The sequence below is a fragment of the Ensifer sp. ENS03 genome, from assembly GCF_014852035.1.
Taxonomy (GTDB): Bacteria; Pseudomonadota; Alphaproteobacteria; order Rhizobiales; family Rhizobiaceae; genus Ensifer; species Ensifer adhaerens.
Genome location: NZ_JACVAV010000001.1, coordinates 792,611 through 805,738, shown reverse-complemented (window position 1 = coordinate 805,738; position 13,128 = coordinate 792,611). Strand labels below are relative to the sequence as shown.

Genomic DNA, 13,128 nt, shown 5'->3' with positions numbered 1-13,128 from the left:
GCTTGAAGAGAATCGGTCGATCATGCGAATTAGACTTATGTCTCGCAGATCGTCCGATTCTCCCCTTTTTCCCGATATCATCGAAGCGCCCGATTTCAGTTTCGAGCTTTCGGCCAAGGGCGATGGCTTCTGGCCGGTCGCCGGAGCGGATGAGGCCGGGCGTGGGCCGCTCGCGGGACCGGTGGTCGCCGCCGCCGTCATCCTCGATCCGGACGCCATTCCCGCGGGCCTCGACGACAGCAAGAAGCTGACGGCGCAGGCGCGCGAAAAACTGTTCGAAGAAATCCTCGCCACGTCCGAAGTGTCGATCGCCTCGGCTTCGGCCGGCACCATCGACGCCACCGACATCCGCAAGGCAAGCCTTGAAGCCATGCGGCGCGCCGTGGCCGGCCTGCCCTCGAATGCACGCTTCGTGCTGGTCGACGGCCGTGACGTTCCGCCCGGCCTCACCTGCCACGCCAAGGCGGTCGTCAAGGGCGATGCGCGGTCGCTGTCGATCGCCGCCGCTTCGATCGTCGCCAAGGTCACCCGCGACCGCATGATGGCCCGTGCCGATCTCGCACATCCCGGCTACGGCTTCGCGCTCCATGCCGGCTATGCGACGGTGACCCACCGTCGAGCCATCGAGACCCACGGCCCCTGCCCGCTGCACCGCATGAGCTTCCGGCCGCTGCGCCGGGACGACTAACCTTTGCGCAATCCCTGACCAGCGCTACGCAGGCGTTTTCGGTTCCGCTTCCGACATATCTCGTCAACAGCTTTTCTCGCGTCAAAAGCCATACCGGCGGCGCGCGTGCTGACGTGCGCTACGCTAGCCCTTGAACGCTGGTCCTACTTCGGCGGCCGAACCTGATGTGGCGAAACGCCTACGCAAATCTCTGACGGAGGCTGGCGCCACCCATTGTTCGGGCCAGCGCGTTCTCTGCAGACAGGCATAAAAAAAGCCCCGCACGAAGCGGGGCTTTCTTCAATCGAATGTCCGAGCGCTTAGTTCAAGCGTGCCTTGACGTCGCCAAGTGCCTTCTTGAACAGATCGCTCTGGGCGCCGGCGTCCGCCTTGGCGGCAATGACCTTCTCGGCAGCGGCGATCGCGAGATCGACGGCAGCGGAACGAACCGCGTTGATCGCGTCGCTTTCGGCCTGCTTGATCTTCTGTTCCGAAAGAGCCGTGCGACGAACGACGTACTCCTCGGTCTTCTGCTTGGCTTCCGCGGTCAGCATTTCGGCTTCGCGCTGGGCGGCAGCGACGATGCCGGCAGCTTCCGCTTCGGCATCCTTGCGCTTGCGCTGGTACTCAGCGACGAGGCCCTGCGCTTCTTCGCGCAGGCGCTTGGCTTCGGTCAGCTCGTTGCCGATCTTTTCGGCGCGGGCGTCGAGCGCCTTGCCGACCATGCCCGGAACCTTGAGATAGGCAATCAGGACGAAGAACAGGATCAGGCCAACGAAGGCATAGAAAGTTGCATCAAGATGCATGGTTCAGTGCTCCTCAGTTGCCAGCCGATGCCTTGACGGCAGCGGTGATCTCGGCCTTGGTGACGGTTCCGCCGATCAGCTGCTTGACGACAGCCGTTGCAGTTTCCTCGGCGATGGCGCCGACGTCGGCCAATGCCTTTGCCTTGATGTCGGCGATGCGGTCTTCTGCAGCCGAGATCTTCTTGGCAAGGTCGGCTTCGACGGCGGTGCGGTCAGCATTGGCCTTGGCCTTTGCGGATTCGCGGGCGTCGTCGGCGATCTTGTGACCCTTGGACTTGGCGGCTGCCAGGTCCTGCTCGTAGGAAGCGATGGCAGCGTCGGCTTCGCCCTTGAGGCGGGACGCTTCATCGAGATCCTGAGCGATCCGATCGTGACGGGTTTCCAGAATTCCGCCGATGCGCGGAATGATGACCTTCGACATCAGGAGATAGAAGAGGCCGAACGTGATCGCGAGCCAAAGCAGCTGCGATGCGAAATGGGTCGTATCGAAGGGCGGGAACACGCCGGAGCCAGCCTCGCCTTCGTGAGCCACACCCGTTTCGGTGTGCACCTCACCGGCCGCAGCGGCATCGTGTGCTTCGGCGCCTTCAGTGGTGGTTGACTGCTGGGCATAAGCCGCGGTCACAAACATGCTCACCTCCAGGTGCACTCAAGAATATGCGCGGCCGCGACCTTTTGACGGGTCGCGGCCGAAACTCCAGCCGATATTAGACGGCGAAGAGGAGGAGCAGGGCTACGAGCAGCGAGAAGATGCCCAGAGCTTCCGTAACGGCGAAGCCGAATACGAGGCGGCCGAACTGGCCGTCAGCAGCCGACGGGTTACGCAGCGCGCCAGAGAGGTAGCTGCCGAAGATGTTGCCGAGGCCGAGAGCCGTGCCGGCCATGCCGAGGCAAGCGAGACCTGCGCCGATGTACTTTGCTGCTTCCGCTTCCATGTTTGAACTCCTTCGAATGGTGTTGCGGCTTAGGATTGCGCTTCCGGCGGAGGTCCGGCCGGAAGCGAGCGACTGTTATTCCTTAGTGGCTTCCGGGATGGACAGCGTCGTTGAGGTACATGCAAGTCAGTACCGCGAAGACATAGGCCTGGAGGAAGCAGACGAGGAACTCAAGACCGGTAATGGCGACGGTCATGATGAGCGGCAGGATGGCGCCACCGATGCCGACCGCGCCGAGGGCGCTGAGCGAGGTGACGAAGCCTGCGAAGACCTTCAGCGTGATGTGGCCGGCCAGCATGTTGGCGAAAAGACGGACCGAGAGGCTGATGGGGCGGGAAAGGAACGAGATGACTTCGATCGCGACGACGAGCGGCAGAAGGACGCCAGGAACGCCATGCGGCACGAAGAGCTTCAGGAAGCCGAGACCGTGCTTGTAGAAACCGTAGAGAATGACGGTACCGATGACGAACAGCGCCAAAGCGAAAGTGACGATGATCTGGCTGGTGACCGTGAAGAAGTAGGGCATCATGCCGAGCAGGTTCGCCGTCAGGATGAACATGAACAGCGAGAACACCATCGGGAAGAACTTCATGCCGCCGCTGCCGGCACCTTCGCGCAGCATCGAGGCGATGAATTCGTAGGACATTTCCGAGACCGACTGCATGCGGGTCGGGATAAGACCGCGCTGCGACGTCGTCAGATAAAGAAAGCCTGCGGCAACACCCACGGTCGCAACCATGAACAGCGACGCATTGGTGAAGGAAAAGTCCATTCCGCCAATTTCGATCGGGACAATCTTATTGACCAAGAACTGGTGGGTCGGATCGTTTGACACCGCGCTTCTCTTTCGTTCTACCCGCCCGAGAGCGGAAACCGTTTTCTTCGGGGCAACGCCTCAGCGGGCGTCGCCGTCCTTCTTGTCATTCCCAGAACCGCCTCTTCCGGCTTCCGGTGTCGCCACCATACCGGCCGAGCGCAGCACATTCAGCACGCCAGCGCAGAAGCCGAGAAGCAGGAAGATAATCAATCCCCACGGCCCTGTACCCGCAAAGTGGTCCAAAAGATAGCCCAGAAACGCCCCGACAACGATGCCGGCGATGAACTCGCTCGAGAGCTTCATCGCCGCCGCATAACCTTTACGGCTTTCGGCGGCCCTGGCTTCCGCTACATCAGGCGTATTGGGCCTCTTGGCCTCAATCTTGTCGCCGAGCTGCTTCAGCCGCGCTTCCAGACTTTCTTCAGGTTTCTCCGCCACGTGGCTACTCCCTTGTCGTCCTTATCGGGTCTCAGACCGCGATTTCGGTCATACAATAGGCCTTCGCACAAGCCACGTTTCGGCCCCATTTGAAGTCGCGCGCAACATAGTTTTAGGCACCCGCATAGTCAAGGCGTGCAGGTCGCTTGATCGTGGACAATGTTTTCCATGAAATTCAATGGGTTAAGCACACGTTCATCGATCTTCGACAAGGTCGCGGCAGGATTCCGGCCGGAGACCGGCGGGAATCCCCCTTCCGCGTGTGCGCAGGAAAGGCGGCGGAATCGCGTCGGGCGCGGATCAGCTCCAGCCGCCGCCATAGGTGCGATAGAATATATGCATGCCGATCTTGCCGACCCGCTTCATCGTCTTCGCCCACGGCGGATTGACGTAGGTTGCGTGGTAATGGGTGGCAGAGCCCACTTCCGGCAGCCAGATCTTGCCGGCGGTGACGGCCATGGCGACTTCCTTGGCGGTCTTCCAGTGCGAGCGGGAATAAATAAGGTCGCGGATCATGTCGCAGGCGAAGGAAAACTGGCAACGGTTGCGCCAGGCCTTGTTCTGATAAACAACGCCGCAGATGGTCTTCGGATAGGTGGGATTGCGCACGCGATTGAGAATCACTTGCGCGACGGCCGCCTGACCCTTGAGCGGCTCGCTACGGGCTTCGAAGTAGATGCCTTCAGCCAGGCAGGTCTGCTCTTCCTTGCTGAAGACCGACCCCGGCAATGCGGTGGCGGCCCAGGCGTGGTCGTCCGGCGCAATCTCGGGAATGAAGCGACCGGCGTTCCTGTCTTCGCGCAGGATCGAATCGAAGGGCGATTCACGCGCGTAGTCCGGCTCGGGCCGGACGTAAGCAGTCGCAAGAATGTCGGGGCGATCGTTGGTAACGAGCTTGGCCAGCATCGGCGAAACGCCGGGCTCCGCCTTTGGCGGCGTCTTCCGGTAGAAGGCGGTGGCGATCTCGATCTCCTTGCCTTCGATGCGGGACTTGGCGAAGACCATCTTCTCCCCCTCCCCCAGGCTTGGCTCTATCAGGGAGCTGGTGCGCTGCAGGATGGAGCCGGCGGAGAAATCCTTCGGCGGCGTTACGGGGGTCACGGCAACGACGCGACCCTTCTTGGCCTGACGGTTGACGCGGTCTTCGTCGGGCGTGCCCGAGTGCTTGGTTTCCGCGGTCAGCGCGACGCGGCTGCCGTCCGGCATGGTGATGCCGGCGCCGCCGTCAAGCGCGCCCGTGGTGACCGGATCGGCAAACACCATTTCGGCTTCGTGGATCGAGCCGGCCGGCGACGGCGTCATATACATGCGCCAGCGCTCGCCGCCCCGGTTGATGCCGGACAGGAAGGTCGCGAGGTCGGCATAGGCCGCAGACGAGGGAAAGCCGAGATAAAGCGCAAGGCCGATGATCGCGGGCGCCATCCAGGCGGACGGGTTCAGGCGAGACTTTAGACGCAGGTTCCGACTCTTACGCACCAACCGACTCCACGCAACGCTATCAGGCGGCACGGCTTCGCCCGCGCCGGCTATGCGCCAGCGTCGAGAATTCCGCGCGGGAAGATTAGACAATCAAGCAGCCGGACACTTCGCCGGGACTGCTCCGTTCGTGCTTTGAAAATGAAGCATTAACCTTGATGTTTGGTTAATGCGCGGTCGCTGAAAGGTGGATGCCCCCACAACGCAACGAAGCCGCCTCCCCATCGGAAGGCGGCTTCGTTGCGTTGTATATCCGGCCCATCCCGCGGCCCGGCCAAGGACCGGGCAAACGTCAGATGATCACGTGCGAGCCGAGTTCGACCACGCGGTTGGTCGGCAGGCGGAAGTAGTCCGACGGATCGATTGCCGCATTCGCAAGCGCGATGAACAACCGGTCCTGCCAGTGCGGCATGCCGCTCTCGGCATCGGGCACGAGCTTGCGGCGGCCGAGATAGAAGGACGTCGACATGATGTCGAACTTCAGACCCGACTTGCGGAAGAGACCGAGCGCCTGCGAGACGTTCTGCGTTTCCATGAAGCCGAAGCGCATTTCGAGCAATGTGAACCGGTCCGACAACGGCTGCATGCTCACCCGTTCCGACTTCGGCACCTTCGGCGTATTGGCCGTGCGGATCGTCAGGATGAAGTTCTGATTGTGCAGCACGTGGTTGTGCTTGATGTTGTGGAGCAGTGCGGCCGGCGTCGATTCCGGATCGCTCGTCAGGAACACGGCGGTTCCAGGCACGGCCACGGGCGCATGTTCGCTCTTGCGCTCGATCGACTTGATGAAGCTCGCTAGCGGAATGTCGATGTGGCGGGTCTTGGCGTGCAGGATTTCGGTGCCGCGCCGCCAGGTCCACATGATGATGATGAAGGTGGCGGCGATCAGCACCGGAACATAGCCGCCGTCGTGGATCTTCAGCATGTTGGCGCCGAGGAAGATGAACTCCAGCGCGAAGAGCGGCAACAGCACAGCGGCGGCCGCAAGCGCCGACCAGTTCCAGCGCATGCGCAGGAACTCGAAGGAAAGCACCGTCGTCACCACCATCGCGCCGGTCACCGAGATGCCGTAGGCGGTCGCCAGCGATTCGGACGAACCGAAGACGAAGACCAGCGCCATGACGCCGAACATCAGGAGCGTGTTGACGTTCGGCAGGTAGATCTGGCCCGTATGGGTCTCGGACGTATGGAAGATCGCCATGCGCGGCAGGAAGCCGAGGTGGATCGCCTGGCGCGTCAGCGAGAAGGCACCGGTTATCACCGCCTGGCTGGCGATGATGGTTGCCGCCGTCGCCAGAATGACCACTGGCAGCAGTGCCCATTTCGGGAACATCAGGAAGAACGGGTCGGACATCGCTTCCGGGTTCTTCAGGACGAAGGCGCCCTGGCCGAGATAATTGAGGGTCAATGCCGGAAAGACGATCAGGAACCAGGCCCACTGGATCGGCCGGCGGCCGAAATGGCCAAGGTCGGCGTAGAGCGCCTCTGCACCGGTCACCGTCAGGAAGACGGCGCCGAGCACGATGATGCCGACATAGCCTTCGCTGAGCATGAAGCTCACGGCGTAGTAGGGATTGAAGGCCTTGAAGATCGATAAGTCGTCGGAGATGTGCACGAAACCGATGCCGCCCATCACCAGGAACCAGACGAGCGTGATCGGACCGAAGAAGTTCGAGACCGCCGCGGTTCCCTTCGACTGCACCGCAAAGAGCATCAACAGGATGACCACCGCGATCGGCACGACATATTCCGACAGCGCCGGCGTCACCAGCTTCAGACCTTCGACCGCTGAAAGAACCGACAGCGCCGGCGTGATCATCGCGTCGCCGATAAAGAGCGCGGCACCGGCGATGCCCATGAAGAAGAGGATGGCGGCGTGGCCGTTGGCGGACTTCATCAACAGGGCAAGCAGCGACAGCGTACCGCCCTCTCCCTGGTTGTCAGCGCGCAGAAGAAACAGCACGTATTTGATCGTGACGATGATCGTCAGCGTCCAGATCATCAGCGAGATCAGGCCGATGATCTCCGCATCGGTCACACCGTCATGGGAAACCGGGCGCAACGCTTCGCGAAAGGCATAGAGCGGGCTGGTGCCGATATCGCCATAGACGACACCGATCGAACCAAGCCCGAGGACCAGCAGACGGCGCAGGTCCTTCGGCTCATGAGTGGAAGGGGCATGCGATTGGGTCATGCAAACCTACTGGCGTTCAAAGCCAGCCTTTCCAGCGGAAAAAGAAAAAGGGGATCACGGCCGATATCACCATCGCCGCGATCGCCCAGGGATAACCGAATTGCCATTCCAGCTCGGGCATGACGCGGAAGTTCATGCCGTAGACCGAGGCGACCAGCGTCGGTGGCAGAAGCACGACCGACGCGATCGAGAAGATCTTGATGATGGCGTTCTGCTCGACGTTGATCAGGCCGAGCGATGCATCGAGCAGGAAGGTAATGTTGCCGGAAATGAACCCGGCATGTTCGGACAGCGATTGGATGTCGCGCGAAATCGAGCGGCAGAGTTCGCGCGTTTCCTTGTCGTCCTGCACCTGCGGAACGGTGTAGACGAATGTCAGCAGGCGCGAGAGCGAGGCGAGGCTGTCGCGGGTCTTGGCGACCAGACGATGATGCCCGGCAACGTCGCGCAGGCGCGCCTCGAGAAAATGCGGCGGGCGGCGCTTGCCGGCGGCCTTGTCGCCGAAGACGGCGATCGACAGATCGTCGATCTTGGTCACGGCCTCTTCGAGAATTTCGGCGGTCCGGTCGGCGATCGTTTCCAGGAGCCGGGTCAGAACCACCGCGCCGTCTCGGCAATTTCCGGGGAAGCGGTGCATCGACGCCTTGAAGAGGGCGAAGGATCGGGGCTCGGCATAGCGGATGGTGACGAGCCGGCTACCCGCCAGGATAAAGCCGATGTCAGTCAGGCCGGGTATCTCCGTGTCCGAACGAAACACCAGTGACGCCGTCATGAACACGGCGTTCTCCTCGATATAGAGACGGCTCGAAGGCTCGATGTCCTTGAGGTCGTCGCGCGTCGGGATGGAAATGCCGAGCAGCTTTTCCATCATCAGATCTTCCGCCTTGTTCGGCTCGACCAGATCCAGCCAGATGAGGTCCGAACGCAAACTCTCGGGCGGGTCGGCGGGCGTCAGGACGACGGCCGTGCCATCGGCGCAATAGCCGGTGATCATGCGAGCGTCCTCGTCATGCCAACCTTAGGGTCGAATGGAAGAGGCGAAAGGTCGTGCGCCACAAAATACCCACAATAGAGATCCATCGGATGGGACGTTCCGCCAGTCAGGACAAAGTCTTCAACTCAGTCATCGCGAGAGGCCAAGATCTCGGGCGAGAGGGCGTCAAGTTGGGCACCTTCGCAAGTGCGGCAAGGCATATGGCGCAACGCAAACGCAAAATCAATGCCCTCTTGCAATCCGGCACGCGGGCATGCGCCGCCAGTTCGGCGCCACCCTATAGCATGTTTGCTTAAATCAAAACCGAATCAAGGGCAAAACGATTCGTGCCCGGCAGCCGGGCAGAACCGCTTCGAGACAAACTACTCGAACACGATGTTCGGCGCGGCGCGGCTTTTGTCCTGCTGTGTGGCTGATACCTGTTCCCAGACCTTGGTCGCGATATCGCGGTAGACGCGCGCGACCTCGCCTGCCGGGTCGGAGGCGACCAGCGGCGTTCCCGCATCCGACGTCTCGCGAATTCCCATCGTCAGCGGCACTTCGCCGAGGAAGGGCACGCCGATGCGTTCTGCCTCCTTGCGGGCGCCGCCGTGCCCGAAGATGTCGTAGCGGTTTCCGGTGTCGGGCGCGACGAAGTAGCTCATGTTCTCGACGATGCCGAGCACCGGGACTTCCACCTTGCGGAACATGGCAAGCCCCTTGCGCGCATCGATCAGCGCCAGGTCCTGCGGCGTCGAGACGATGACGGCACCGGCAAGCGGCACCTGCTGAGCCATGGTGAGCTGGGCGTCGCCCGTGCCCGGCGGCATGTCGACCACGAGCACGTCAAGATCGCCCCAGGCGACCTCGCGCAACATCTGCAGAAGCGCCGACTGGATCATCGGTCCGCGCCAGATCATCGCCACTTCCTCATCGACGAGGAAACCCATGGACATGACCTTGAGGCCGTAATTTTCCATCGGGCGGATGAGCCGGCCCTCGATCTGCTGCGGCCGGCCGGAAATCTTCAGGAGCCGCGGCATCGAGGGGCCGTAGATATCGGCATCGAGCAGACCGACTTTCAGGCCGTTTGCCTGGAGTGCCAGTGCCAGATTGACCGACGTGGTCGACTTGCCGACACCGCCCTTGCCCGAAGCGACGGCGATAATCGCGCCGACGCCGGGGATCCCCGCCTTGGCGGGCGGTCCGCCAGCCGGACGCGGGGCGTGGGAGTGGCCTGCATGGGACGGTGCCTGCGGCTGCGGGCGCTGCACCGGCGCGCTGCCTGCGGCCGCCTTGCGGTCGGCCGTCAGAGCGACCATTGCCGCGGTGATCCCGGGAATGTCACGCACCACGCGCTCGGCTGCAGCCCGCATCGGCTCCAGCTCCTTGGCGCGTTCGGCCGGCACGGTGATCGAGAAATAGGCCTTGCCGTCGGAGATGAAGACATCAGACACGAGCCCGAGGTCGACGATATTGCCTTCCATGCCCGGGCCACGCACCGTGCGCAACTTTTCAAGCACCACTTCTTTCGTGACTTCCGGCATCGCGCCCTCTCATTCTTTTGTTATCTCTTAGATAGTCGAGGCGGGGCGCTTCGCCAATGCGACATAACGGAAAAAGGAAGGGCCACCACCCGCCTCGGTGTCCGTACATCCGGGATCACCTTTAAGGCGGGCAGTGGCCCTTTCGGTCGCGACCTTCTTGGGCGCTGTCTTCTTTTTAGTCCCCTCTGGACATGCCAATAGAAATGCAGGATGCGTGCCAGTTTCAGATCTGGCGGAAATAGGCAGCAATTTCAAAAAGATAATCTCGACCGCCATTCATCGGCCGGCGATGGCATATGCCCAGTTTCTGAGCAACCGTCTGCAAATCGTCCAAGGATGGAGCAGATCGCCCAGATGACGGAACCTTGGCGACAGCATGCCGGGCTTCCCCAAGCTTCTTTCGATCGCATCAGGTCGAGGACATTCAGGAAGAGGCTTGCGGCGCAGGGCCGACTTGGGGCTAGCTGATGTAGCCCTTCTTCATCGCCTTCACGACCGCCTGAGTGCGGTTGACGGCGTCGAGCTTCTTGGTCACGTGGTTGAGGTAGTGGTTGACCGTATGCTCGGAGAGCCCGAGGATGCCGGCGATCTCGGCGCTGGTCTTTCCGGCAGCCGTCCAGCTCAAACACTGGATCTCGCGCTCCGAAAGTGCTGCGCCGCTGCTCTTCCACACGGAGCCGATTTCGGCGAGGCGGTTATAGACATGGATTGCAATCATCTGCAGTTCCATGGTGACGGTCATCGGCAGTTCGACCAGCGGGCCCATCAGGATGACAGCGCCGCGGCCGCCCTCGGCGTCATGAACCGGGAAGTAGCTTGCCTGGAAGATACCGTTTTCGCGCAGCATCTCGATGTATTCGGCCGCCGATTCCGGTTTGCCGCCCTCTCCCTCCCAGGCTGCAAGCGTCACCTGGAACGGCGTCGTCGTCTCGCGCAGGCGGCGCACGCCGGTGCTGAAGCGCAGCATCGACAGGCTGTCATACTTGTTCAGCAGCTCGGCCGGCATGTTGGAGATGACGGTGCTCGCGGCGAGGCGCTCCACGTCGATCGAGGGGATCGAGCAGATCAGAAACGTCTTGAAGCCAAAAACCTGCGTGATCCGCCGCATATAGCGGATGATATCGAACTGGGTCTCAAGCTTTGCGATCTCGGACGCGAAATCGCCGCCCCGGGGCAGATCTGCGTCAGTCATCCCGGTCGTCATCGTATCCTGCATTCGCGCGTTCCATGGCATTCATCACGTATCAAATAGACCGAGCCGCCTGCCAATGCCAACAGATGATCGAAAATCCCTGCCGCTTCGACCCAAAAGTCTGTGTATTTCCCCTCGTGAAGGCCGATATTGCCATCAGCTCGCGCACGACGCGTGCCGGCGATCAGTTGATCAACCCGGCGCGCACGGCCTTTGCGACGGTCTGAACGCGATTGACCGAATCCAGCTTGCGCGTTGCCCGGTTGAGGTAGTGGTTGACGGTATATTCGGACAGCGCCAGAATTTTCGCCATTTCACTGGTGGTCTTGCCGGCCGCCGCCCAGCGCAGGCACTCGACCTCGCGGCGTGAAAGGCTTCCCGCACCGCGCTTGTCGCGATCGCGCACCTCCAAGTATTTGCTGTAGAGCACACCGGCCCAAAGGTTGAGCTCCTGAAGCTCGTCATTGGAAACCACGGGACGGTCGCCGCCAAAGGCGATCGCAGCGCGGTGGCCGCTCGCATCGTGCACCGGCAGATAGAGGCCGCGCGGCATGTTGGCCTGCTCGAAGACGCAGACCGCCGCATCGCCCTTGCCGTCGGCTCGGCGGCGCGCAAGCTGGTGCGCGTCGTAGGTAAAGGGGATGGTGCTGCGCCGAAGCCGCTGGATCACCGGGCTGCCATTGATCAAGCCGGCACTGTCATAGCCTTTGAGAAAGGCGGCCGGGTAGTTCGTCATCAAGGCGTTGACGGACAGGCTGTTGCTCTCCGTTTCCGGAATGGCAAGCACCAGGAAACCACGGAAACCGTAGGAATCCGCAACCTGGGCGATCACGCGCCTGATATCCTCTTCGCAACAAATCGGCCCACGGATGGTTCGCCCATCAGGAAGCGCCAACGCCGACAAATTCGCGCTGAAATCAATCATCTTCCGCCCTTCTCCACATCCGGTTCCATGCGGGAACCGGCCGCTGACGCCGCATGAAGATCACGTCAAAAATTTATACCAATACCAAAAACGAACCAGACTAAGACCATCCACGAACCTGAGTCTGATATATTAAAGCTATCGAGCGAGACGCGCCACGTCCAGTCGATGTTTCTAATTTACCGTAAAGTGAATTCAAGGTCCACCACGGCCGGGCCCAAGACGGATCGCCGCGTCCTCGCCGACCGCTTGCGCCGCTGCCCGAACCGCTGCCGCCCAGGCCGACAATTGCTCCATGGTCACCCGATAGGCAGGCCCGGTCACCGACAGGCCGGCCGCAAGTTCGCTGCCGGGAATGAGGATAGGTGCTGCAACGCAGCGGATCTCCGTCTCATGTTCCTCGCGGTCGAAAGCGTGGCCGTCGCGCCGGATTTCCTCGATCTCCGCCAGCAAGGTGGCAGCCGAGCGATGGGTGTGCGGCGTGAAGGCGTGAAACTCGGTTCGGGCCAAAATACCTTCCAACTCCGGCTGCCCAAGCAAGGACAGCGCCGCCTTGCCGATGCCGGTGCAATAGGCCGGCGACGCCTTGCCGATCTGCGAACTCATGCGCACCGTCTGGCGGCTTTCTACCTTGTCGACATAGACGATCTCGGTCTCGCGCAGGATGCCGAGATGCACGGTCTCGCCGGTCAGTTCGTGCAATCGCTGCAGGTGCGGCTCGGCAACATCGCGAAAGCGATTGGCGGACCAGGAGCGATAGGCCAGTGTCAGCAGCCGAAGGCCAGGCTCATAGGAGAGGTCGCGGCGCTGGATCAGCAGTCCTTCCTCGACCAGATGGCTGAGCAGCCGGTACAACGTGCCGCGCGGCTGGCCGGACCGGGCGAGAATATCTGTAAAGCGCTGCGGGCCATCGGCGGTGACCACCGCTTCCAGGACGGTGATTGCCTTGCCGAGCGTGCCCGTGCCAGCCTCCGCACGCACTTCGTCCCCTCCGCCTGCCGCTTCACCCGTCATCGTCGCTCGCTTGTTTGTTTCCGATTGCAGTCGCGCGATCGGGCGCGCGACCTTGACAAGGTAGACGCTTCGACGTGATAATTCCATATAATAAAATCACGTTCCAAATAATGGAACAACTCTTCACCATAGGACTGATCGGGG

General features: G+C 61.7%; 13 protein-coding genes. 1 reads left to right on the top strand and 12 read right to left on the bottom strand.

Annotation, left to right across the window (positions count from 1 at the left end; translation table 11 throughout):
- The first annotated feature begins 37 nt into the window (after positions 1 to 37).
- On the top strand, positions 38 to 688 hold the full coding sequence (locus tag IB263_RS03910; protein ID WP_034801051.1) for a ribonuclease HII: 651 nt from the start codon (positions 38 to 40) through the stop codon (positions 686 to 688).
- Positions 689 to 987: 299 nt separating this feature from the next.
- Here IB263_RS03910 and IB263_RS03905 read toward each other — a convergent pair whose 3' ends face one another.
- From IB263_RS03905 to IB263_RS03850, 12 genes are all read right to left on the bottom strand, one after another.
- Positions 988 to 1,473 (bottom strand): F0F1 ATP synthase subunit B, encoded by a 486-nt coding sequence (locus tag IB263_RS03905; RefSeq protein WP_034801048.1) that lies wholly within the window; start codon positions 1,471 to 1,473, stop codon positions 988 to 990.
- 13 nt (positions 1,474 to 1,486) lie between these two features.
- Complete coding sequence (locus IB263_RS03900; RefSeq protein WP_034801046.1) at positions 1,487 to 2,104, bottom strand: F0F1 ATP synthase subunit B; 618 nt, start codon at positions 2,102 to 2,104, stop codon at positions 1,487 to 1,489.
- Positions 2,105 to 2,180: 76 nt separating this feature from the next.
- Complete coding sequence (locus tag IB263_RS03895) at positions 2,181 to 2,408, bottom strand: F0F1 ATP synthase subunit C (RefSeq protein WP_025426100.1); 228 nt, start codon at positions 2,406 to 2,408, stop codon at positions 2,181 to 2,183.
- 82 nt (positions 2,409 to 2,490) lie between these two features.
- On the bottom strand, positions 2,491 to 3,243 hold the full coding sequence (locus tag IB263_RS03890; protein WP_043620932.1) for a F0F1 ATP synthase subunit A: 753 nt from the start codon (positions 3,241 to 3,243) through the stop codon (positions 2,491 to 2,493).
- Between the two features lie 60 nt (positions 3,244 to 3,303).
- Complete coding sequence (locus IB263_RS03885) at positions 3,304 to 3,663, bottom strand: AtpZ/AtpI family protein (RefSeq protein WP_034801042.1); 360 nt, start codon at positions 3,661 to 3,663, stop codon at positions 3,304 to 3,306.
- Positions 3,664 to 3,963: 300 nt separating this feature from the next.
- Positions 3,964 to 5,085 (bottom strand): cell wall hydrolase, encoded by a 1,122-nt coding sequence (locus tag IB263_RS03880; protein WP_192438007.1) that lies wholly within the window; start codon positions 5,083 to 5,085, stop codon positions 3,964 to 3,966.
- A gap of 346 nt (positions 5,086 to 5,431) precedes the next feature.
- Entirely contained in the window at positions 5,432 to 7,333 is a 1,902-nt protein-coding gene (locus IB263_RS03875; RefSeq protein ID WP_034801041.1) for a potassium transporter Kup, read from the bottom strand.
- Positions 7,334 to 7,349: 16 nt separating this feature from the next.
- Positions 7,350 to 8,327 (bottom strand): magnesium transporter CorA family protein, encoded by a 978-nt coding sequence (locus IB263_RS03870; protein WP_034801039.1) that lies wholly within the window; start codon positions 8,325 to 8,327, stop codon positions 7,350 to 7,352.
- 362 nt (positions 8,328 to 8,689) lie between these two features.
- Entirely contained in the window at positions 8,690 to 9,853 is a 1,164-nt protein-coding gene (locus tag IB263_RS03865; protein WP_034801037.1) for an Mrp/NBP35 family ATP-binding protein, read from the bottom strand.
- A 460-nt stretch (positions 9,854 to 10,313) separates the two neighbouring features.
- Positions 10,314 to 11,087, bottom strand: coding sequence for a LuxR family transcriptional regulator (locus tag IB263_RS03860; protein ID WP_051659571.1), 774 nt, complete (start codon positions 11,085 to 11,087; stop codon positions 10,314 to 10,316).
- Positions 11,088 to 11,229: 142 nt separating this feature from the next.
- Positions 11,230 to 11,970 (bottom strand): LuxR family transcriptional regulator, encoded by a 741-nt coding sequence (locus tag IB263_RS03855; protein WP_192437661.1) that lies wholly within the window; start codon positions 11,968 to 11,970, stop codon positions 11,230 to 11,232.
- A gap of 195 nt (positions 11,971 to 12,165) precedes the next feature.
- On the bottom strand, positions 12,166 to 12,984 hold the full coding sequence (locus tag IB263_RS03850) for an IclR family transcriptional regulator (protein ID WP_060516565.1): 819 nt from the start codon (positions 12,982 to 12,984) through the stop codon (positions 12,166 to 12,168).
- Positions 12,985 to 13,128: the final 144 nt, after the last annotated feature.

What these genes read in the sequence shown, in the direction of transcription:
- IB263_RS03910 (WP_034801051.1), top strand. Translation starts at nt 38, where the DNA reads ATGTCTCGCAGATCGTCCGATTCTCCCCTTTTTCCCGATATCATCGAA.
- IB263_RS03905 (WP_034801048.1), bottom strand. Translation starts at nt 1,473, where the DNA reads ATGCATCTTGATGCAACTTTCTATGCCTTCGTTGGCCTGATCCTGTTC.
- IB263_RS03900 (WP_034801046.1), bottom strand. Translation starts at nt 2,104, where the DNA reads ATGTTTGTGACCGCGGCTTATGCCCAGCAGTCAACCACCACTGAAGGC.
- IB263_RS03895 (WP_025426100.1), bottom strand. Translation starts at nt 2,408, where the DNA reads ATGGAAGCGGAAGCAGCAAAGTACATCGGCGCAGGTCTCGCTTGCCTC.
- IB263_RS03880 (WP_192438007.1), bottom strand. Translation starts at nt 5,085, where the DNA reads ATGGCGCCCGCGATCATCGGCCTTGCGCTTTATCTCGGCTTTCCCTCG.
- IB263_RS03875 (WP_034801041.1), bottom strand. Translation starts at nt 7,333, where the DNA reads ATGACCCAATCGCATGCCCCTTCCACTCATGAGCCGAAGGACCTGCGC.
- IB263_RS03870 (WP_034801039.1), bottom strand. Translation starts at nt 8,327, where the DNA reads ATGATCACCGGCTATTGCGCCGATGGCACGGCCGTCGTCCTGACGCCC.
- IB263_RS03865 (WP_034801037.1), bottom strand. Translation starts at nt 9,853, where the DNA reads ATGCCGGAAGTCACGAAAGAAGTGGTGCTTGAAAAGTTGCGCACGGTG.
- IB263_RS03860 (WP_051659571.1), bottom strand. Translation starts at nt 11,087, where the DNA reads ATGCCATGGAACGCGCGAATGCAGGATACGATGACGACCGGGATGACT.
- IB263_RS03855 (WP_192437661.1), bottom strand. Translation starts at nt 11,970, where the DNA reads ATGATTGATTTCAGCGCGAATTTGTCGGCGTTGGCGCTTCCTGATGGG.
- IB263_RS03850 (WP_060516565.1), bottom strand. Translation starts at nt 12,984, where the DNA reads ATGACGGGTGAAGCGGCAGGCGGAGGGGACGAAGTGCGTGCGGAGGCT.